Below are 22,263 nucleotides of genomic sequence, written 5' to 3'. Positions count from 1 at the left end.
ATATGATATCTTGAGTTTGAAAAGCTAGGCGGACCTTGCTAAACAGATAGCAGGGTCCGCTAATTTATTTTTAGGTTCAAAATTAAAAAGAAGCTGGTCCACAGAAAAAAGGGGCCAGCGGTCTTTTTTAGACAAAATTTGACAAAAATATTTGCTTAACTCAAGTATACTTCGACAAAAAAATCCCCTTACCTTATGTTACTATATTTACGTGTATTACCAAAATCATGAAAGGGTGAGGGGTAAATGAAACAAAGGCTGCTCAGCTTAATGCTAGTTTTCATCCTGTTATTGAGCCAGGTCATGCCGGCGGCAGCTGGCACGGTACCAGGAAAAAACATGGGTCAGATACAATCTACCCCAGGCGAGTATATCGTCAAGCTGCGTAACAAGCAGGCAGGCAAGAAAGTCAAGGCTAATCTGCAAAAAGCCAGCATCACTGTCCTGAAGGAAAAGGGTGACCGGTTGCTGGTCAAGGCCAGGCCGGGACAGGATACCAGAAAACTGCAGGACATGATGGCAGCAGCCGACATCGAATATGTAGAACCCAACTATATTCTTCAGAAGGCAGATGTACAACCGGCAGAACCTTTGCAGGAATTACAGTGGGGATTACCAGCAGTCAAGGCTCCGGAAAGCTGGAACCTTATCTATCCTACTGCTCCGGAAGTAACGGTGGCAGTGGTGGATACCGGGGTGGACTATACTCACCCTGATCTCAAAGATCGAGTGGACACCGAGTATGACCGGGATCTAGTTAACAATGACGATGATGCCATGGATGACGAAGGCCACGGTACCCATGTGGCCGGGATTATCGCTGCGGCTATTAATGGCCGGGGTATTAGCGGGGTAAGCGGGCCGGCCAATATCCGCATTTTGCCGGTAAAGGTGCTGAACGCCTGGGGTTCCGGCAGTGTATTTGATATTGCCGAAGGTATTCGCTATGCCGCTGACCGGGGAGCAGCGGTAATCAACATGAGCCTGGGTGGCAAGGTCTACAGCCGGACCCTGGCTGAGGCAGTAGCATATGCCCAAAACAAGGGGGCTCTAATTGTAGCTGCTGCCGGCAACAGCGATGATAATGTAGAATACTTTACTCCGGCCAGTTTGCCGGGGGTACTGGCAGTAGGCGCAATCGATGAGAACAAGGAAAAAGCATACTTTTCTAACTGGGGGCGCAAATTGGATCTGGTAGCGCCTGGTGTGGAAATTCTCAGCTCTATTCCGGAATTTGTCTATGATTATTATAAGGATGATAAGTACTTCCAGGAAAAGTTTATCAAAGATCAGGGCGCATCCTATCTCTACGCATCCGGTACTTCCATGGCTGCTCCCCATGTGGCCGGAGCTGCGGCATTGCTCAAAGCCGTTAAACCAGATTTAAAACAGCAGGAAATAGCCGCTATTCTCCTGGCCAATGCCGAAGACCTGGGGGCCCCGGGCTTTGATGATAAATATGGTTATGGCCTGCTGGATATCCAGAAAGCATTAAACAATCTGGAGAATAAAATAACCAGGGTCCAAATCCACAATCCGCGGCCAGGCCAGTTGATCTGGGGTAAGACAGACGTTAAAGTAGAACTGAACCAGCCACGCTCCGGGCAGACTTTGAAATTAACCTTAATCGGGCCTGATAACACGGAAATTTCTCTGCCGGATCAGGAAGTACAGGAAGACAAATTTGTTTATCTGACCGAGCTGGATATTGATAAAGTGCTGACCAATACTGGTGAGACCATTCCTTTACCTGACGGCGATTATCTGATCAAGGCGGAATTAGTTGAGGGCCAGGAAACAGTAGCAACAGAAGAATTATCTTTTCAGGTTAAACGAGAGCCCCAAAACGGGATACAGGTTCAGGTTTTTGATCCGGAAGGGAAACCGGCTGATCGGGCCTGGGTAATCTTGATGCACAAAGGCTACTGGGACGAACAGGGATGGCATGATGGCTGGCCTTTAGACATTGCCTACTTTGGCATTACCGACCATTTTGGCCAGTTAACTATACCGGCAGCAGATGCGGTAGACGGCAACAAGTATGACTTATATGTTTTGAGTGACCCGTATCTGCCGGACTCTACGCCCTTTTTATACCGCAAAACAGTGAGCCAACCCGGGAAAATTACTTTCTATGGTACAGGCTTACAGCAGGTTAAGGTCAAGCTGGAAGATCGCCAGAATCAGCCGGTAGCTGCTGCTGAAATCATGATAGACATGATAGAAAATGATTTTAACTATTACGGCTTCTCCTTGCCGCTGGGCAAAACTGATGCCAATGGCGAATTAATGGCATATGTGGATAAAGGGTTATACCGGTTCCAGGCTCTGGAAACCGATCCTTCAGACCATCAGATTATGATGTTGCAAACCGAGAATATTAGCCTGAACGGAATGCAGGACATAAAAACTGTAAATTTCGATCTGGAAAAAGCCGGGATTGTGCGTTTGAGCGATACCACGCCGGATAAGCTGCAGGTAACGGCTTTTCTGGACGGAGTCGGAATCGGATTGCCTTTGACCAAGGATGTGGAAGCCCTGGTAACAGCCCGCGATTATTTCCCTGCCTTTCTTAATGAAACTACGGATGAAACCAAAATGAACTGGTTTTATTTTACATCACTAATGCAACCACTCACACTTACGGCCGGCCAAGTCCAGGAAATAGACCTGGGAGGAGAATGGTCAACTACGTTACAGGTTTTTGAACCTGATCCCTATATGCAGACGCAGGAAGTTGTTGGCCAGGTGTTGACCCAAACTCAAGCTGGCCAGCGTTTATGGGAAGTTTACCGGGAAAAAGGGGAAACAGAACCGGACGGCACAGTACAAATGTTGTTGAAAGGTGAAAAGGGTAAACCGAAATTTGTGAACCTGTCGGCAAAGGGTCTGCAGGAGGAAGAAGAAAGCGGCTTCGTCTGGCCGGAAATGAAGATTTATGATCAGGAAGGCAATGAAGTAGTCAATGCCAAAGCCGAAGCCTTTTGGAGCAACTTTTTCATTGCCACGGAAAACCTGGCAGAAGGCAAATATACAGCCAGATATACCCTGAACGGCGGGCCTTTGGTAAAAGATCAGCAGGCTGAAACTGGGTTCCAGGTGGCACATGAAGATGGGAAAGATACCCTGGGCGAAATCACCGTTCAGGTAACCGATGTGGATGGCCAAACACCGGCCCGAAATCCGTTCCTGCTGATTTTCGAAGTAACACCTGACCAGGAATCTTCTTTTCCAATTTATGCTGATTATGGCGATGAAAACGGCATGGTCGCCATCCCCGGCGGATTGCTCGCGGAAGACCGGCAGTATTATCTGCTGGTGCAAAATACCGAAGCAGAAGAACGGGCATTGGCCTGGTTTGAATTCAAGAAAGCAGAAACCGTAGATCATGTTCTAAAAGTTGATCTTTCTAAGACTACAAAGGTTCAGTTTAGGGCAGATTTGCCAGAGGACTTTAATGGCTATGCCTCTGCCATTGCCAGGTTGAAAGATGCCAGAGGGAAGGTGCTGTGGGAGACCTGGTTGACCGACATCAATGATCAGGAAAGTGTGCGCCTGACCCCGGGCAGCTACGATTTCGCCCTCTATGTCTGGGATGAACAAAACCAGCAAACTCTAGCCTATTTGACTGCTGCGAATCAGACGGTGCCGGCGGATGCAGGGGGCCAGATGGAATTTTCTCTGGCAAATGCTGTAACGCTCAGCGTGGAAAATGACGATGATTCCCAGATTGTACTGAATCAGGCAGGCGGCCTATTCGGATACTTAATTGATCCCGGGGCTGCACGGCAATTTAAAGTTTCTCCCGGTCAATACCGGTTCCAGTACTTGCTCAATAAACAGGAGAATGAAGAACACTGGTTCTATGTCCTGGGAGAAGATGTCGCCAGAACCGTTGACGGTGCAGCCACGCTCGAATTTGACGACGAAATGCACATGGAGTTTGAGCTAAAAGATGAGTTCCGCCGCGGAGATACGCTGACGGGAACGGTAAAGATTGCTGATTCTCATGGTAATCGCTTAACCAATATCTGGGCTTACTCTGATTACTATGAGATTTACCGCCAGGGCCAGGTGCTGGTGAAGGATAAGCAAGGCGACTATCTGTTTATGGATTTCCATAAACAGTCCGGATTGAATGTAATCCAGAAGAAAAATCACTTCCTGATTGCGCCCATTCTGAACATCTACGATCAACAGGGCAAGCAGCTGGTGCATAAAAAGGATTATCTCCACTATCGGGAAATCAGCCACTGGCTCAGTCCCGTTTTCCAGACCGGACAAACTTACAGGGCTGAGCTTTATCTGGGAGTGAGCCCATCGCAAACCCTGACGCAGAACAGGGAATTTACCATATTGCCGGGTAATAATGCCGATCTGGCCAGGATTTTGATTAACGGCCAGCCGCTGGCAGATTTCGAGCCGAATAAGACCGAATACACGGTGACGTTGCCCTATGGCGCGGAGTTGCCCACGGTAGAAGCCTTTGCTCAGGACGAGCTGGCCAGGGTGGAGATCCAGAAACCAGCGCCCGGCAATTCGCTAGCCCTGATTACGGTAACGGCGGAAGATGGCACAGAAAAGGTTTATACTATTAAATTTGTCTGGGCAGAAAATCCTTTTAGCATCAAGGTCCAATTCCTGTATAATGGTGAGCGGGCTGATTTCCTGGTAGACGGGAAAAGTCTGGATGCAGAGGTGGAAGTGAGAAATTGTCAGGCACAAGGGCAGCAAGTAATGGTCATCGTTGCCCTGTATAACCAGCATAACCAGATGGAGAATTTCGCTTATGTCTCCAAATTCATTGAAGCTGGAACTATTGAACATTTGCATGCCGGTTTTAACCTGCCCAGTAATGTTAATGGCTACAAAGTTAAAGTCTTTATCTGGGATGGCATGAATCTGGCTGAAACTAAAGCGACGCCATTAAGCAAGGAATTTTTTATCACTGCAGCGGAAAGGAATGGGGCCCGGTGAGAAAATATCCAATAATAATATTAGCCCTGTTGTTTATGCTGTTCGGGTCGGGAATTAACCCGGCCCGGGCAGCAGCGGGATTCAGCAATGTTAGCGTCAGTTTCCGGCACTCAGACAGCAGGTTTGTCATTACCGGAAATTTTGGCGACCTGGCTGGAAAAATGGTAACCCTCTTGATTTTTGACCCGGAAGGGAAACCGGTATATATTGATCAGGGTTTAACCGGCGCCCGGGGAGCCTTCAGTTTTCAGGGACCGGTCAGCCGCCCGGTTAAAGGTTTGTATAAAATCAGGCTGGGCGGTGAAGGTAATGATGCGCCCTATGAAACCGAATATGAATACAAACAGCCTCAAATAACAGGCGGAGGAGGCAGCGGAGGCGGTGGCAGCAGCAGCCCTGCGCCTGCTAGTGCCGTTGACCTGGGGAACAGTGCCAGTAGCCAGGTCCGGGAGGAGCATGGCCGTCAGGTGCAGGAGACAGTCCTGGATGAAGCCAGAGCCGCAGCTGCTCTCAGCCAGGTTGCTGTTCGGGGAGAGGTTAATCTTACTGTAAGTGGGACAGCCGCGGAAAACCGTATAACCATACCATCCCCAGTATTTAAAATAATGGAGGAAAAAGCAGTAACCCTCGAAATCCAAACGGAGAGCGCCGGCTACACTCTGCCTCTACAGGCCCTGGAGGGGCAGAAGGCCAATGGCGGGCTGGTACTGACCATCAGTAAAATCAAGGCTGAGGAAGAGAAGCAGTGGCGGCAGGCAATGGCAGCAGCTGGTCTGGAACTGGCCGTTACACCGGTAGAATTCAAGGTAGAAGTGATTAATGACGGGCAAAAGCAGGAAGTCAGGCAATTTAACCGCTATGTCAGCCGTACCCTGTATTATGCTGGCACAGGGCAGGAAAATCTGGTAGGGGTAGTATTAAATGCCGATGGCAGTTTTGCCCCGGTCCCCACCCTGGTGACCAGAGAGAACGGTAAAGTAGCAGTAGTGATAAAAAGGCGCAGCAACAGCACTTATGCAGTTGTTGCGGCTTCCCGGCGGACTTTTGCTGATCTGAACCAGCACTGGGCCAGGAAAGAGGTGGAACAGCTGGCCGGCAGGATGATCATTAAAGGGATCGATGCGAAACGGTTCAATCCTGCGGGCAAGGTGACCAGGGCGGAGCTGGCAGCCATGCTGGTGCGGGCCCTGGGTTTGTCCGAACAGCAGACTGGTTCGGCTAAAGCTTTTTCTGATGTACCGGCTCAGGCCTGGTATGCCAGGGCAGTGGCTGAAGCGACGGCGGCCGGTTTGCTGGTAGGTTATCAAGATGGGCGTTTCCGGCCTTTACAACCGGTAAGCCGGGAGGAGATGGCGGTGATCCTGGTGAGAGCCATGAAGCTGGCCGGTACCGAGGTAAAGCCGGAAACAAAGGCGGAGCTGGCCAAATTGCAGGACTGGCAGCAGATCAGCACCTGGGCGCAGGAGGATGTGGCCGCAGCGGTGAAACTGGAGCTGTTTGCCGGGGATGAGAAAGGACGGTTTAATGGTGGGAACAAGGCCAGCCGGGCGGAAACGGCTCTGGTGTTGCAACGATTGCTGGTGAAAGCCGGGTTGATGTAGTTAAAAGGGAAAGGACCTCCGGTCCGCAGGAATAGCGGGCCGGAGGTCTTTTGATTATCAAAACAAATTTAGCGACAGCAGAATATACTGGAGTAAAGGAAAAACTGGGAGGCTAACCAAAATGGAAGAAATTAAGCGCTATATTATCAGGCTGAAGCATAGGGGTTGGCGGAAAAAGGCTAAACTTCTGAATCGTTCGTTGGCGGGGAAAATAATTCATACTTATGAGACCCTACCGTATCTGGTGGTGGCATTAAGTTCTGAAGAAGCTAACAGCATACGGGGAGAGGATGGATTAGTGGAAATATTTGAGGACGGGTTGGCTACCACACAGGAGCAACAGGTACCCTGGGGAGTGTCGGTCATCAAAGGGTCCAAGGGCGCAACCCAGTCCGGTATCCGTGGAGAAGGGGTACGAGTGGGTATACTGGACACTGGCATTGACTTAAATCATCCGGACCTGCGAGTTGCTGGTGGAATAACCTTTGTGGGCAATTCCTTTCAGGATGACAATGGCCACGGTACCCATGTAGCTGGAATAATTGCAGCACAGGACAATGATCAGGGTGTGGTGGGCGTAGCACCGGGTGTTGAGCTGTTTGCTATTAAAGCACTGAACAGCGCCGGTAATGGCTGGTACAGCGATATAGCTGCCGGGCTAGAATGGGCGGTAAAAAACAAGCTTGATATAATTAACCTGAGTTTAGGTGGAAATCAGGATAATGCCTTACTGCGGGCAGCGGTGAAAAAGGCGGCTAATGCTGGAATATTGCTGGTGGCGGCAGCAGGCAATTCCGGCAATGAAGAGGGGAGCGGGGATACGGTACTGTTCCCGGCTAAATATCCAGAAGTGATTGCTGTGGCGGCTATTGACCGACAATGGCAACGAGCGGCTTTTTCCAGTACCGGACCCCAGGTAGAACTGGCTGCCCCCGGGGTGGAAATACTCAGCACCAATCTCTGGGGAGGATATAGGACAATGAGCGGTACCTCCATGGCTACGCCGCATATTACCGGGCTGGCAGCTCTGCTGAAATCTGCTCTACCTCAGTTAACAGCCCCAGAGCTCAGGCGGCGGCTGGGGGAAGGAGTAATTGATCTGGGGCCGAAAGGACGGGACTCCTGGTATGGTTATGGGTTGCCTACCGGGGGGTTAGTTTTGCCGCAAACACAACCTGACAATACGCCACCTCAGCTTTACCTTATGGGCTTGCCGCCTGGTGAACCTGTTAGCGGTGAAGTAAACCTGGAAATTCTGGCCTTTGATCCCAGTAGAATAAAAGAAGTACAGCTGTTGATTGACCAGATACCAGTGGCCAAATGGACGACAGCACCTTACCGTTATGCCTGGGATACTCGGAAAGTGCCTGTGGGTGAACACCAGTTAACGGTATATGCGCTTGATGGTATGGGTAACCTGGGAGAACTGAGGCAAATAGTAAAGGTTGTACCAACGGTAACTATCCTTGAGCCACCGGCGGGAACAGTAGCCAGGCATCAGGTGCGGGTACGGGCTGTGTTTTCACCTAATGCGGTGATCGAAGGGGCGGAATTTTATGTAGATGGCATTAAGCGGGAAGAGGCCCGAGTGACAGCTAATGAAGTGGAATTTAGCTGGGACAGCGGTGAGGTCAGTCAAAGTGGATTATCAGTGCATACCCTGAAAATTATCGGTATTACTGCTACAGGTATGACTGGAACAGGCAGTGTTCAGGTTAAGGTGCGCAATCCAGTAGTGCAAATTTATGCCCCGGCAGCTGGCAGTGTACTGGGCGGAGATACTGTCGATGTTTTTGTGCAAGCCAGTGACCAGGAAGGAATAGAACGGGTCGAGATGTTTTGGGACGAAGAACTTATTGGCAGTATAGCTGGTGGCACTCAACCATACCGGTTTGCCTTATCACTTAAGGAGAAAAGGGCGGGAAGCCATATTCTTAAAGCTATTGCCTACACACCAGGGGGCAGACGGGCTATAAGTCCGGCGGTAAAGGTGCAAAAAGGGGTGGAGATCCTGTGGCTCAGTCCCATTCCGGGGACGAGAATTTGGGGGAAAAAAGAAGTCAAGGTGCGATTCGGTGATCCGGTTAGCCGGGCAGAGCTGCTGGTAAATGATCAGCGGCTGGGAATCAGATACCCGAATGGCACGGGTCCGGTAAGTTGGACGCTGGATGCTACAGCGTATCCGGACTTGACGGTATTGGTGCTAAAAGTGCTGGTTCTGGCAGCAGAAGAACGAATTATCAGCTCAATGATTGTACCATTAACGGTGGACAGCCAGGCATGAAAAAAACGCAAGTTGCAGGTTTTTGTCGAAATATGACTAAAAATATTTGCTTAACCAGAGCAGGAAAATCAAAACAAATATAGAAAAAGAAATTTATTGTATAGAATATTCTGCAGAAAGGGGCTGAAAAGTTTGCATAAAAAAATAATTTCCGTCATTTGCGTCCTATTCTTGCTGTTGACGGAATTTTTTCCTGCGCGGCAGGCAGGGGCAGCTGAAGACAAGGCTGGTGTGGGCTATGTGGCCCTGGGGGATTCGCTGGCCCTGGGTGTAGGCAGCTCTAAAAGTTATGTCCAGAGATTTTACGAGCAAATAAAAGACAGGCGGGGCGTCAAGGAATTGACCCTGATCGCAGAAGAACAGGCTACCAGCAGGGATCTGCTCCGGTTTGTTACCGATCCGGCCAATCGGGAAGCGATCAAAAAGGCCAGGGTGATTACCATCTGGTTTGGCGCCCATGATTTCATGCAGGCGGTAAGACGCAATCCCCACAATTACCGGCAGGCCGGGAATGAGTTGAAAGAGAACTTGATTACTGCGGTGCAATTAATAAGGTCTATTAATACCGGTAAGGACACTACCATCTATCTGCTCAACTTCTACAACCCGGCACCCGGAGAAAAAGTTCCAGGGGTGAGAGCTACCGACCCGGCAGAGAAAAAGTATGAAGCCTTTGATTTGTTGATTCCTTACCTGAATGGTTTTATTGCTGATGCCGTGAAACAGGTCAACAGTGACCCCTATATGCCTCCTGTGGTGATTGTGGATGTGTTCAAGTCCCTGCAGGAGCTGGGGGTGGCCAAATATCTTGGCAAAGGAAAGGATCCCATTTATCAGGACTATAATAATGCTCATCTCTCCGATGCCGGGCACCAGGCAGTAGCTGAGGCACTGTTTAAAGCGCCGGTAAGTATCCGGCCGGGCAGGCCGCTGGCTCCTTCCCGGGTGGAGGAGTTTTCCCTGCCGACTAACGGGGCAGCAGTAAGTGCAGACCAGGGGCGCCTGGCAGTGGATTTCGGCAATGCCAGCTTGCCGGCCAATGCCTTGCTGTATGTTAAGACCTATGAAGAGCCTCCTTTTATCGTTAGGGGAGAATTGTTAAGTCCGGTTTATGATCTGGTTCTGTCCTTCAAGCCGCCACAAGCATTCAAAATTAGTTTGAAGCTAGATCAGAATAAAGTCAAGAATTGGAAAAATGTTTATGTTTTCGAATTTAAAGGCAATGGGCAAAAACTGAAAGTGCGGCAACAGAGCGCTGATACTACCAGGGGGACGATCACAGCAGTTGTTAAAAGGGGCGGTTTATATGGAGTAGTAGCTGTGAAAAACAGTTTCTCCGATACTGCTAAACACTGGGCCAGAGGGGAGATCGAAAAAATCGCCGGGTTGGCCGTAATCGATGGAGATGAGCAGGGATACTTCCGGCCAGAGCGGCCGGTTACCCGGGCAGAAGCGGCTAAAATGCTGGTGGAGGCTACAGGAGTAGAAGTTGAGGATAATACCGCTGCCACCTTTAGCGATGTACAAAGCTCAGCCTGGTATGCGTCCTATGTGGCAGCAGCAGCTAAAGCCGGACTGATGCAGGGGTATCAGGGCAAGTTTCGGCCAGGGGATAAGTTAACCCGGCAGGAGCTGGCAGTGATCCTGGAACGGGCTTATGGGAGCAAAATCAAGGGCGGAAATGGCGGTAAGCTGGAGAGCTACAGCGACCGGCAGCAGGTAGCCACCTGGGCGCAGGGAGCAGTGAACAAACTGGTGGAAGCCGGCATCCTGAAAGGACGGAAAAAAGATAAACTGGCTCCGGCAGGAGTGACGACAAGAGCTGAACTGGCAGCATTGCTGGCCAGATTGATGTCATAAGGGAAAAAGCGGTACCAGGCCGTAAGGCGAGGTACCGCTTTTGCAGTTTATCGGTATTCTTCCGCCCGGTGGTAGCGGTAGAACTGGCTGTAGGACATGGAGAAGTAGAGGGTTTGGGCACGAGGGATAAATCGGTTGCCCGCCAGGTAACCGGCATCCCAGGTAGGGTCCAGGGGTTGCCATTTGCCGTCCAGCAGGACTTCGGCCCAGGCGTGTTCGTACCAGATGCGGTCATAGGCTTGTCCAACCACGACTCGGGCAGGCAGGCTGGCAGCGCGCAGGAGAGCTACCGTCAGGTTGGCGTAGTCCAGACAGAGGCCCTTGCGGCTGGCCAGAGTGGCCAGGGCACCGGAACCGGGACCGTAAAGTTGCTGGCTGCTGAGGCGAGCAGCATCATAGGCGATGTTTCTGGTGACCCAGCGGTAGATATTATAGGCTTTTTGTCTGGCGCCAGCGTTTTTGCCAGCCAGATCCTGAGCCAGTTTACGCACAACGGGATGGTCGCTTTCCACGCCACTGCCAGGCAGGAGATAACGTCGGTCCGGCAAGTCGATAGCTTCCAGACGTGCTTCAGCCTCGATCTGGTAGAGGAAATTAGCACCGGCCGGGAGATAAACGGTCAGGTAATACTGGCCGCTGCCAAAGCGCAACCAGAAGGAACCATTGATAGCACCGTTACGAACCGGGAAGTAATAGGCGGCGCGGTCATCGCCGCGACGGATTTCCACCAGTACCTGTCCGGCAGGCAAGTTCTGACCCTGAATCAGCAATTGTCCCGGCTGGGCGGGATTGATTTTTACCTTCACCAATTCGGAAGTTAAGGGATCCAGCCACCTGACACCAGGCTGGGCAGCTGCCCAGGCCGGCACTGCGGCTATTAGCCAGAGCAGAAACAGGAGAATCAGACTCACGCTTCGCTTCCTCATAAAATATCGCCCCCAGCGGGAAGGGAAAGCCGGGGGCGCGTACAGTAAAGGGTGGGAAAGAAACAGCCTGCTTTCCACTGGAAAGCAGGCTGCTCAAAATGGCTATAGATGCCATTACCCTTTGCCATATGAGCAGCCTGGCAATCATAGTTCCCAACGGGAACCTTAGACCCATGGCTTTGCGCCCCAGGCTTTCGCCTGGTTTGCCCGTTGTCTTCTGTTCTTACCCAATATATTCGGGGTTAAATGGAAAAATCCTGCCTCTAGCAAGAAGTTCTAATTTAATAGAAAAATCGCCAATTTAACGACAGCGGAATATAATGCAACAAAAAGACAGAGGAGGCAAACCGGATGGAAGGCAAGAAGCGTTATATTCTCAAACTGGAAGAACGTTACTGGCGACGGCGGCGTGAAGGCTTACTGCGCTCTCTTTCCGGCAAGATAGTCCGCAGTTTTGAAACTATGCCTTATCTGGTAATTGAACTGAACCAGACTGAAGTTGAGCAGATACGGAACCTGCGCGGGGTAATGGAAGTTTTTGAAGATGAACAGGCCACCACCCAGGAACAGCAAATACCCTGGGGGGTGGCGGTGCTGGCAGGCCCGCAGGTGGCGAGCCAGCTGGGGGTCAATGGTTCAGGAGTAAGGGTAGGGGTGCTGGATACAGGAATTGATTTACAGCATCCTGATTTGAAGGTGGCCGGGGGGATTGCGCTGACAGGGGACAGCTTCCAGGATGATAATGGTCATGGCACCCATGTGGCCGGAATAATAGCGGCTCAGGACAATAGCCAAGGGGTAGTCGGGATTGCCCCGGGGGTCGAGTTGTTTGCCATCAAGGCCCTGAACAGTGCGGGGAGCGGCTGGTACAGTGATATAGCGGCTGGTCTGGAGTGGGCGATCAAAAACCGGCTGGATATAGTCAACCTGAGCCTGGGAGGAAAACAGAACAATCCCCTTTTGCGGTATGCGGTGAAAAGAGCAGCCAGAGCGGGAATCCTGCTAATGGCTGCGGCGGGCAATGCTGGGAACGAAGAAGGAAAAGGGGATACCGTTCTCTATCCGGCCAGGTATCCGGAAGTGATGGCCGTAGGAGCGATTGACCGTCAGTGGCAACGGGCTCCCTTTTCCAGCACTGGCCCGGCCCTGGATCTGGTAGCGCCGGGGGTGGAGATTCTCAGTACTATACCGGGGGGAGATTATAAGGTGATGAGCGGAACATCGATGGCCAGTCCCCATATCACCGGGCTGGCAGCCTTATTGAAATCCGCCTATCCCAGGCTGAAAGCGAAAGAGATCAGGCAACGGCTGACAGCTGGTGCAATTGATCTGGGCAGTAAAGGATGGGACAGCTGGTATGGCTATGGGCTGCCCACTGGTATCCAGGTTCTGGGCAAAAGAAAACCCCGCTAAGCGGGGTTTTCAGTTTGCGGCCAGCAATCTTTGCAGACCGGCCAGGGTGTCACTGACCAGCAGGGCCAGGGGTTTGCTGAGGGCCTGGATTTGCTGCTGGGGTGGTAAAGTGGTCAGGGGTTTTTGCAGTAATAGTTTTTGCTCTGCTTCTGGCAAGCGATAGAATTCGTAGAGGAAGCGGGCAGCCAGCTCATTGCGATTCCAGCCCACCAGTTTGTTGACGATGATCACAGTCAGTTGCTCTCGACCGGTATCAGGGGTGAGGTCCGGCAAAAGGGCCTGGATTTGCGCATCAGGAACGGTTTTGAGTTGAGCTAGCACCATCTGATCCAGCTGGGCCCGGCTCAGCTGCTTGGCCTGGCTGGCCAGGGCCAGAGCCACCGTTTCCGCACCGGTAGTACCGGGTTGCCGGGCCTGCAGCTGGGCGACAGGAGCGACCGGTTTCTGGTTAACCGGGGCGGGAGCCGGCGGGGCTGGTGTGGCTTTTTTGGCAGCCGCCTCTTTGATTTGTTCCTCCAGCTCCTGCCATTGCTCCACACTGAGCAGGCCCTTGTCCACAAATTGCAGTAACTGGGCCTGAGACAAGCCTCCCTGCTGATAGAGGGGCAGTAAATCCGAGGTAGTAAGCCGGCCCTGGGTTAAGAGCAACTGAAAGGTATCGAAGTTTTCCCCGTTGATTTTCCCTCTGGCTACAGCCTGCAATTCTCGCATGCGCTGCCGGGCCTGTCGGGTCTGTTCTGCCAGGGTTATTACTTCAGGATGGTCGACAGTGCTGGCCGCCTGGGCTGAGGCCAGAGCGGGCCCGCGAAAGTTTTTGTAGTAGTTGAGCCAGTGGGGATCGGTGGACCATTCGCTTTTATACTGGTACCAGTATACTGCGGTTGACAACCAAAAGCAGGCGGTAAGCCCCAGAGAAATCAGGGTTGGGCGGATTTTGCACCTTTCCAGTAAGAGCAGGCTGAGGATGAAAGCTATTAATGATAGGACAACCAGAGTCAAGAAAATATATAAGGACAACAGTCTCACCCCGATTTATGTTTATATATTCAAATTTTAACATAAAGCGAAGATATTATATGTCGAAATATGATAGAGAAAAGAAGGAAAACTGAAAAATTTTCGACAAAAAACGAGAAAATTTGTCGATAAAAAAATAGAATTGCATACACAATTCGACATAAAATCAGGGGGGATTTAGTTATAATAAAAAATGATAAAAATGATTTTAAATAAACGAGGAGGCATGACAGTGCAGCTGGAAGAGGAAATTGACCTGCGCGAGCTGGGGCAAATACTGTGGAAACACAAATTGCTTTTAATCGTAATCCCTCTGATTGCGGTAATAACCAGCGGGATTCTCAGTTTTTTTGTGTTGCCACCGGTATATGAGGCATCAGCGACCTTACTGGTTAATAAAGGTGGCCAGAAATTGATTCGGGATGACTATACCAGCTTGCTAGCTGCCAAGGAGCTGGTGAAAACCTATAACGAAATTGTGAAAAGCCGCACAGTGGCGGAAAAAGTGGCCCAGAATCTGGGCGGGGAACTGAAACCGGAAGAAATCCAGGAGATGCTGAAAGTTAGTTTGCTGAAGGATACCATCATGCTGACCATCAGTGCCGAGGATACCAACCAGGAACGGGTGGCTCATCTGGTGAATACTGTCGCCTATGTTTTTGCCGATCAGATCAAGGATATGATGGCGGTAGACAATGTGAAGGTGGTTGACCCGGCGGTACGGCCGGAAAAACCCATCAAGCCGAAAAAGGCGCTGAATATGGCTATGGCTCTGGTACTGGGGTTAATGGTAGCTGCGGGCTTGATCTTCTTGCTGGAATTCCTGGATGACAGTCTCAAGACACCGGAAGATGTAGAAAAATATCTGGAAATCCCAGTGCTGGGCATCATTCCCCGCCGGGATTAAGGGAGGGCAGATGATGGAACGGCTAATCGTGGACAAGGAACCGAAATCCCCCGTAGCGGAAGCATACCGGCGGCTGCGGACCAATATCCAGTATGCCAATGTGGCCCATGAACTGAAAACAATACTGTTTACCAGCGCTGGCCCGGGTGAGGGGAAGTCTTCGGTAGCGGCCAATTATGCCGCCCTGGTGGCCCAGCAGAAAAAGGAAGTAATCCTGGTGGATTGTGATTTGCGCAGGCCCAGTTTGCACAGGATCTTTGACTTAAAAAACAGCCGGGGATTGACCAATGTCATGACCCATGATTTTGAACTAAAGGATGTTCTGCAGACTACCAGTGTGCCCGGGTTGAGGGTACTGACTTCTGGCCCGATTCCCCCCAATCCGGTAGAATTGCTGTCAGCAGAAGAAATGGAAAGTATACTGAGAAAGTTAAAAGAGATGGCAGATCTGGTGGTCATCGATACGCCGCCCATCCAGGCTGTAACGGATGCTCTGGTGCTGGCACCGAAGGTAGATGGGGTGGTGCTGGTGTTGATGGCAGCAGCGGTGAGCAGACAGCAGGCCCGACTGGCCAAAGAAGGGATTCAGCGGGTCGGGGGACGACTGCTGGGGGCTGTGTTGAATGGGGTGGAAATGAAGAAGGGTAGCTACTATTACTATAATTATCATTATAGCTATGGGGTGAGCGAATAAAAAACAGGAAGGAGAGGGGAAGAGAGTGGGGATTATCCGCAAAAGAGAACTTATCCGGGAGTTGATCTGGCTGGCCCAGGTACCGGTAGTCGGTGCAGCTGTGTTGACAGCGGCAATATTTCGTTTTGGCTGGATCGGGGCTATACCTGTCAATGATCGCTTGTTTTCCTTTTCAGCTGCTGTATTGTGGCTGCTGGCCGTCAAACTGGCGGAAGATAACCGTTTGATCTGGCAGGAACCGGGAAAGCAAATGATGCGCTTGCTCAAAACCTGGCTGGCATATATTTTTGCCTTGCTGGTGTTACTGGTAGGGATTAAGCTGGATATCAGCCGGGTGTTTCTGGGGGTATTTTCACTCTCGTTGCTATTATATAGCCTGCTTGCGCGTTTTGGTCTGCTCTGGTATGCCCGGCAGAGTCAAAAAGAGGACAGGGTGCGCGTTTTGCTGGTGGGCAGTGGCGAAATGGCCAATTATGCCGTGCGGCATATAGAAGAGAAAACGGGACAAGATGTGCAGATTATTGGAATCCTGGGAGAAGCGCAGCTTCCCGGCATCCGCTGGCTGGGCACCGTCAATGAACTGGGGCGGGTGCTGCATGAGGAAGTGGTGGATGAAATCCTGATCGCCATGCCGCTCAAGGATTATGAGGAATGGAAGTGGGTTATTGACCGGGGGGAAGAAGAAGGCAAAACGGTGCATTTGCTGGCAAACCTGGGTGAAAAACGGCTGATCAGAGGGCAGGCCGGTGAACTGGCGGATTTACCGGTGATTTCCTATATGCCGTCAAAGCAGAACATCTGGCAGAGGATGGCCAAAAGAGCTTTTGATGTGGTCTTTTCCTCCCTGGTGCTGATTGGTGGAGCGCCGGTTTTCTTGCTGATTGCTTTCCTGATTAAGCTGGATTCCAAAGGCCCGGTCTTTTTCATTCAGCCCCGGGTCGGCCTGAATGGCCGGATCTTCAAGATGATCAAGTTCCGCACCATGGTGCCGGATGCGGAAGCCCGGCTGAAAGAAGTGGCCCATCTCAATGAAATGGACGGACCGGTGTTCAAAATCACCAATGATCCGCGAATTACCAGGGTGGGCAAGTTTTTGCGCAAGACAAGCCTGGATGAGTTACCGCAGTTTATCAACGTGCTGCTGGGAGATATGAGTGTGGTAGGACCGAGGCCGGCGCTGCCCCGGGAAGTGGCCTAGTATGATAGCCGCTATCGCAGGAGGCTGTCGGTGAAGCCGGGGATTACCTGTATCTGGCAGGTGTCGGGGCGAAATGATGTGAGTTTTGAAGAATGGATGGAAATGGATATGGAGTATATAGATCGGGCCAGTTTGTGGCTGGATCTGGCGCTGGTGGTAAAGACGGTATTTAAGATGGCTGAGGGGAAGTAAAGAAAATATTATGTTCAAAGAACGAATGTTTTCGCAGAATATAATACGTAGTAAGGTTGTGTATAATAAAAATAATGAGTGTTTTAAAATTTTTATGAGCATTTTATTTTCAATAGCTGTAGGTTTATCTGTTTCTGTTGTGAGTTATAATGTACTTTTTTTGTTACCAATTTCTGCTATTATTATTGTAATCTATTTTGTGTTTACTTTTTTATGGCCAGAAAGCTCGTTATTTATAATAATAAGTGTCTGTTTTCTAGGTGGTATACCAATTAGATTAATTAATTTCAACCCTATTTCAATAATAGAATTACAGGTGCTTATTTTTTTTGTAACTGGACTTATAAAAGTATTGCTCAAGAAACAGGCGTTTAAATTTGAGAAGATTGATATATTATTGATTTCATATTTTGGTTTTAATTTGGTTTATGCCTTGTTTAATCAGGTAAGTTTATTTTCTATATTAATTGCTTTTCGTATTTACTATAAATTCATGTTGTTATTTTATGGAATAAGATTTCATGGGTTAACTTATAATACAAACAAGATTAATATTATTAAAGTTATTTTTATACTTGTTATTATTCAAATTCCTACGGTTATTATACAATTTTTAAAATATGGACCTAGTGATGTAGTAAGCGGTACACTTGGATATATGGTTACTCCTTCGGTGATTTATGTTTCTGCTATTGGAAGCGTAATAGCTGTCGCTAAAATTTTTAGTGAAGAAAAACCAAAATTATATAGCAATTTTATACTTTTAATAATTATTTCAATATTGCCATGGTTAGGTGGTGCGTATGCCTTTTTGATGTTTTTGCCTCTAGCTTTTATTTTTACTTACAGGAAATATTTTACCAATACGAAATTTCTTATTTTTAGCATAATAATGGTTATCTTTGTACTTTATTTGTTAAATAGTACAATTTTGGGGCAAGGTTTATTAGAAAAATTTTATACAGGATTAGATTATGAGTTAAATATGCAATATGCTGATTGGTGGACAGCATCTGGTAAGGCTCCTAGTAGATTGTATTCTATTGAATTAGCATATAATCTTCTAAATATAAGGAAATATTTAAATTATTTGTTTGGTCATGGTTTTGGAACTGCCTCTTATTCACAAGGATTAGATTTTAATGGAAAATATTATGATCAGGATTTTCCATGGCGAAATCAGTTGAGTGTTCTTTTAATTGAAAATGGAATTTTGGGGACAATAATTTATTTCTTGTTAATTATTCTGTTATGGAAAAAAGCAAATAATAACAATCAACGAAATTTACTTATAAGAACTTTAGATGCTGCTTTTATTTTGAATATGTTCATGACTATTTATTATATAAATTTTGGTGATCATGTTGCTTCTGTAATTTTTTGGTCTGTACTTGGTTATAGTTTGTCAAAGGTGGGTCAAAAAGATGAAAAACGATAAAGTAGTTATATTTTGTTTTGGATATTTATGTGAAAAGACGTGGCGTAATAATTGGCAAAGGCATCAAGAAATAATTCAAAGATTAAACGATAACTTTCAGTTAATTTACATTAAAAACCTAGGGTATACTGATACCTGGCATAGATTAAAAAAAATTTTATACAGTCTAAAGTTAATTTTAATAAAATCAAACAAGAACAAAGGAGGGGGTGGATTAAATCAAGAACAAGTTGATATTAAATTTTATAAGCTGTTTGTAATACCTATTTTTATCAGATTCTTTTTGTTTTTTAATTTGATTTTATGCATATATCAACTAAATTCATTAATGAAAAAGTTTGATGGTCATAAATTTTTATTTTGGTTTTCCTATCCTAATCCTTTATTTCCATACCTAGTAAAAAAATATAACCATATTCCATCAATTTATGACTGTAATCAAAGATATGCATATAAAAAAGATTTTCCTAAAAAATATTTAAAATATGAAAAATTATTAAGTCAATTAGTTACAGTAATTTTTGCTGATTCCCAAGTTATATATAATGATAAGATTGTATTAAACAAAAAAGTATATAAAATCTCTCAAGGTGTTAACTTAAAAAATGCTTGCAATCACCAAAGTTATCAAAACATTAATATTTCTAAGAATGATACAGAGTCAAATATTATTGGTTATGTTGGTTCTTTTAATCAGGCTTTAGATATAGATTTGATAAAATATCTAGCTAATAAAAGAAAATGCTATAATTTTTACTTAGTCGGGGTGGGTAGTAAAATTAAAGAATATTTTAAGGAGTTTGATAATGTTTTATGTTTTGATCATGTAGATTATACTGAAATAGGATATTACATTAGGAATTTCAGTGTATGTATTATACCTTACAAAATAAATGAATTTACGCAGGGTGTTTTTCCAACTAAATTTTTAGAATACTTATCTTACTTTAAACCTATTGTTTCTACTTTTTTGCCAGACTTAATTGATTATTGTGATGTTGTTAGCATCGCTTATAATTATGAGGATTTTTTAGCTAAGATTGATTATCATTTGCAAGATAAGAGCTTTATAGCCCGAAAGAAGGAAAAAATAACAGAAGTTCTTGCGAAAAACACTTGGGACATGAAATATAACCAAATATATGCATCTATTTTGAATGTTTTAGAAGAGATAACTTTTTGAAAGACACTTTAAGAAGGAAAGTAAATATTTCTTGTTCGAGAAAATTAAAACATAAATTTTTCAAATATGTAACATATAGCCAGTTCCAAGTTAAACCTTTATTGAAAAGCCGAGTTTTTAAAAGTTTTACTTTTTGGTCACATAATACTCTAATAGAAAAGTAGGTGATACTACATGAGTCAAATTCCCAAAATTATTCATTGTTGTTGGTTTGGAAATAAAAAAATACCCAGTTTAAACAAAAAATGTATGAAAAGTTGGGAGAAATATTTACCGGATTACCAAATCATTTTATGGAATGAAGAAAATTTTGATATTAATTCAGTACTTTTTACCAAACAAGCTTATTATGCTCAAAAATATGCATTTGTAACTGACTATGTTAGAATATATGTATTGTATTATTATGGTGGTATTTATTTAGATACTGATGTTGAAATAATAAGAAATATAGACCATTTTTTAAAATACGCAGCATTTACAGGATTTGAGAATGAAAAAGCTATTCCAACAGGTATAATTGGTGCTAAACCTTATCATCCTTGGATAGAACGTATTCTCGACGATTACAATAACAGAGCATTTATTAAAGAAAATGGTGAGTATGATCTAACAACAAATGTAAAAATAATAACTCAAATAAGCATTGAAGATTATGGTCTTAAACCTAATAATAGTTATCAAATTTTAAAAGATGATGTAGCGATTTTTCCTAATGATTATTTTTGCCCTAAATCTGGCCCATACGGTAAGATTATTAAAACTAATAATACATATGCTATTCATCATTTTGCTGGATCATGGGTTCCGCTAAAAAAGAAAATAACTCTTGCGTTATATAACTATCTTGGAGAAGATAATTATAATTATTTAAGAAAATTGAAAAAAACATTATTAAAATAATTAGTTTTGTTGGATAGAATTGATTTAACATAAAATCGGGAAGTACATCATCAATTTGATTCTAACTAGGAAATACAACCCATTCCTTTAATAATTGCTAAAGTAGCACGGATTTATTGTTATTATGAGCCGGAAAAAAGAACTGCTACTTATGACGTGCAGATTCGTTTTTTAGTAATTTAAAGAATGAAATGCATATCTTATTAAAACAAAAACTAGGGATGTGGCCAGACAAATGATCTTTGAGTATATTGAGTTTTTCTTTCTATAAGAGGCAATGCTACATTCCAGTTTAGGCTACTCTCCTCAGAGTATAAAAATTCCTTAAAGCCCAGTTTAAACATAATTTAATGTAATTCACGGAATATCCTTTTGTAGTGGGACGGCATAGCCCGACCCCTGCTCACGGTGAGGCGAGGGAAGGGTAGGGCTCAAGGGAGCGTAATTTTGTGATTCAACATGAATATCGCGATTCTATTTGTTTGTTTTGTCTGGGACACAGAAGTTGTCCAATAAATTGCAACATTTAATGAATCTAATCTCTTTGTTAAAACGGCTATTTTCAGTTTCAAAAAGGATGAATTTATATGAAAAGAGTGATAACTATAGGTCCAAATCCTCATTCTAAAGGTGGAATAGCTTCTGTAGAAAAGTTAATTATGGAACATTTTCCGCAAAATATTGGTAATTATTTTGTTAATACGTATTCAGAAGGAAATTTATTAGTAAAAATATTAGTCTTTTTATGGTCGTTAGTTAAGCTAAATTTAATAATTATGAATCATAGAAATAAAGTGAAAATTGTGCATATTCATTTTTCTTCAAAAGGTAGCTTGGTAAGAAAAGCTATTATTGCTATAAATTTAATGTTATGCAAAAAACCATATATTTTACATGCGCATACCTCGGAATTTCATTTATTTTATAACAGGCTTCCTAAACTAGTTCAAAAATTAATAAAAATAATATTTAACAAATGCAAGTACTTAATAGTATTATCTAAATACTGGAGAGAGTATTTTATTAGTAATCTTAATTTACCAAAAAACAAGATCAAGATATTACCAAATCCTGTTAAAATTTCAAGTTTAAAACAAAAAGATAAGAATAATGGGAAAATAAATATTTTCTTTGCAGGAAGGATTTGCAAACCAAAAGGGGCGTTTGATTTAATTAAAGCTATTAAGTCGCTTCCAGAAAATATAGTAGAAAGATTACAAGTAGAAATAGCAGGTGATGGAGAAATTGAGAAGGCTAGAAATATGGTAGAAGAACTAGAATTATATGAATACGTTAAAATTTATTCATGGTTAAGTGAAGCTGAAAGAAACCAGAAATTTCTTAACGCTGATATTTTTATTTTGCCTTCTTATAATGAAGGATTACCTATGGCACTTCTTGAAGCCATGTCGTATGGTTTGGCAATAATTACAACACCAGTAGGAGGAATTCCTGAAGTAATTATTAATAACGAAAATGGAATTTTAGTTCACCCAGGAAACTTGAAAGAAATATCAGATGCGATTAGACAATTAATTTTAGATAGAAATAAGATTTATTATTTGGGTGCAAATGCTAGAAAAACGGTAGAAAAATTTGATATTAATATTTATATTGAGAAATTAATCAAAGAAATATATGAATTTAAGTTTTAAAGTGTGGTTGAGTTG

At 45.5% G+C, this 22,263-nt stretch carries 13 protein-coding genes, 1 pseudogene and 1 riboswitch; of the genes and pseudogenes, 12 read left to right on the top strand and 2 right to left on the bottom strand.

Annotation, left to right across the window (positions count from 1 at the left end):
• Positions 1 to 246: 246 nt before the first annotated feature.
• The 4 genes from B5D20_RS00290 (at position 247) to B5D20_RS00275 (ending at position 10,722) form a co-directional block, all read left to right on the top strand.
• Positions 247 to 4,977 (top strand): S8 family peptidase, encoded by a 4,731-nt coding sequence (locus tag B5D20_RS00290; RefSeq protein WP_078664220.1) that lies wholly within the window; start codon positions 247 to 249, stop codon positions 4,975 to 4,977.
• Complete coding sequence (locus tag B5D20_RS00285) at positions 4,974 to 6,578, top strand: S-layer homology domain-containing protein (protein WP_078664219.1); 1,605 nt, start codon at positions 4,974 to 4,976, stop codon at positions 6,576 to 6,578. The genes B5D20_RS00290 and B5D20_RS00285 overlap by 4 nt, the downstream gene beginning before the upstream one ends.
• Before the next feature lie 121 nt (positions 6,579 to 6,699).
• Complete coding sequence (locus B5D20_RS00280) at positions 6,700 to 8,862, top strand: S8 family serine peptidase (protein ID WP_078664218.1); 2,163 nt, start codon at positions 6,700 to 6,702, stop codon at positions 8,860 to 8,862.
• 132 nt (positions 8,863 to 8,994) lie between these two features.
• Positions 8,995 to 10,722, top strand: a complete 1,728-nt coding sequence (locus tag B5D20_RS00275; protein WP_159071813.1) for an S-layer homology domain-containing protein — start codon at positions 8,995 to 8,997, stop codon at positions 10,720 to 10,722.
• 47 nt (positions 10,723 to 10,769) lie between these two features.
• Here B5D20_RS00275 and B5D20_RS00270 read toward each other — a convergent pair whose 3' ends face one another.
• Positions 10,770 to 11,648, bottom strand: coding sequence for a transglutaminase-like domain-containing protein (locus B5D20_RS00270; protein ID WP_078664216.1), 879 nt, complete (start codon positions 11,646 to 11,648; stop codon positions 10,770 to 10,772).
• 128 nt (positions 11,649 to 11,776) lie between these two features.
• Positions 11,777 to 11,866, bottom strand: a riboswitch (cyclic di-GMP riboswitch).
• A gap of 133 nt (positions 11,867 to 11,999) precedes the next feature.
• Between B5D20_RS00270 and B5D20_RS00265 the strand changes: the two genes are divergently transcribed.
• Entirely contained in the window at positions 12,000 to 13,061 is a 1,062-nt protein-coding gene (locus tag B5D20_RS00265; protein WP_078664215.1) for a S8 family peptidase, read from the top strand.
• Positions 13,062 to 13,070: 9 nt separating this feature from the next.
• Here the strand turns inward: B5D20_RS00265 and B5D20_RS00260 are convergent, their stop codons facing one another.
• The gene (locus B5D20_RS00260; RefSeq protein ID WP_078664214.1) at positions 13,071 to 14,078 is read right to left on the bottom strand and encodes a hypothetical protein; all 1,008 of its coding nucleotides are present in this window, start codon (positions 14,076 to 14,078) and stop codon (positions 13,071 to 13,073) included.
• Between the two features lie 232 nt (positions 14,079 to 14,310).
• Between B5D20_RS00260 and B5D20_RS00255 the strand changes: the two genes are divergently transcribed.
• From B5D20_RS00255 to B5D20_RS00220, 7 genes and pseudogenes are all read left to right on the top strand, one after another.
• On the top strand, positions 14,311 to 14,985 hold the full coding sequence (locus B5D20_RS00255; protein WP_242946588.1) for a YveK family protein: 675 nt from the start codon (positions 14,311 to 14,313) through the stop codon (positions 14,983 to 14,985).
• Positions 14,986 to 14,998: 13 nt separating this feature from the next.
• Complete coding sequence (locus B5D20_RS00250; protein ID WP_079906298.1) at positions 14,999 to 15,679, top strand: CpsD/CapB family tyrosine-protein kinase; 681 nt, start codon at positions 14,999 to 15,001, stop codon at positions 15,677 to 15,679.
• A gap of 25 nt (positions 15,680 to 15,704) precedes the next feature.
• Positions 15,705 to 17,069, top strand: a pseudogene (locus tag B5D20_RS00245) (sugar transferase).
• A 10-nt stretch (positions 17,070 to 17,079) separates the two neighbouring features.
• The gene (locus B5D20_RS00235) at positions 17,080 to 18,507 is read left to right on the top strand and encodes a hypothetical protein (protein WP_143311755.1); all 1,428 of its coding nucleotides are present in this window, start codon (positions 17,080 to 17,082) and stop codon (positions 18,505 to 18,507) included.
• On the top strand, positions 18,494 to 19,690 hold the full coding sequence (locus B5D20_RS00230; protein WP_078664208.1) for a glycosyltransferase family protein: 1,197 nt from the start codon (positions 18,494 to 18,496) through the stop codon (positions 19,688 to 19,690). The genes B5D20_RS00235 and B5D20_RS00230 overlap by 14 nt, the downstream gene beginning before the upstream one ends.
• Positions 19,691 to 19,864: 174 nt before the next feature.
• Positions 19,865 to 20,593: a glycosyltransferase family 32 protein gene (locus B5D20_RS00225; RefSeq protein ID WP_078664207.1), complete on the top strand. Its 729-nt coding sequence runs from the start codon at positions 19,865 to 19,867 to the stop codon at positions 20,591 to 20,593.
• A 587-nt stretch (positions 20,594 to 21,180) separates the two neighbouring features.
• Entirely contained in the window at positions 21,181 to 22,248 is a 1,068-nt protein-coding gene (locus tag B5D20_RS00220; protein WP_078664206.1) for a glycosyltransferase family 4 protein, read from the top strand.
• Positions 22,249 to 22,263 lie beyond the last annotated feature (15 nt).

Origin of the sequence: Carboxydocella sporoproducens DSM 16521 (genome assembly GCF_900167165.1) — a bacterium.
GTDB lineage: Bacteria > Bacillota.
The sequence above is the reverse complement of the archived record's forward strand: the minus strand, read 5'-3'. Positions and strand labels throughout refer to the sequence as shown.

Excerpts from the sequence above, each read along its gene's own strand:
- B5D20_RS00290 (WP_078664220.1), top strand. The coding sequence starts at position 247 with ATGAAACAAAGGCTGCTCAGCTTAATGCTAGTTTTCATCCTGTTATTG.
- B5D20_RS00280 (WP_078664218.1), top strand. The coding sequence starts at position 6,700 with ATGGAAGAAATTAAGCGCTATATTATCAGGCTGAAGCATAGGGGTTGG.
- B5D20_RS00270 (WP_078664216.1), bottom strand. The coding sequence starts at position 11,648 with ATGAGGAAGCGAAGCGTGAGTCTGATTCTCCTGTTTCTGCTCTGGCTA.
- B5D20_RS00265 (WP_078664215.1), top strand. The coding sequence starts at position 12,000 with ATGGAAGGCAAGAAGCGTTATATTCTCAAACTGGAAGAACGTTACTGG.
- B5D20_RS00250 (WP_079906298.1), top strand. The coding sequence starts at position 14,999 with ATGGAACGGCTAATCGTGGACAAGGAACCGAAATCCCCCGTAGCGGAA.
- B5D20_RS00235 (WP_143311755.1), top strand. The coding sequence starts at position 17,080 with ATGTTCAAAGAACGAATGTTTTCGCAGAATATAATACGTAGTAAGGTT.
- B5D20_RS00230 (WP_078664208.1), top strand. The coding sequence starts at position 18,494 with ATGAAAAACGATAAAGTAGTTATATTTTGTTTTGGATATTTATGTGAA.
- B5D20_RS00225 (WP_078664207.1), top strand. The coding sequence starts at position 19,865 with ATGAGTCAAATTCCCAAAATTATTCATTGTTGTTGGTTTGGAAATAAA.
- B5D20_RS00220 (WP_078664206.1), top strand. The coding sequence starts at position 21,181 with ATGAAAAGAGTGATAACTATAGGTCCAAATCCTCATTCTAAAGGTGGA.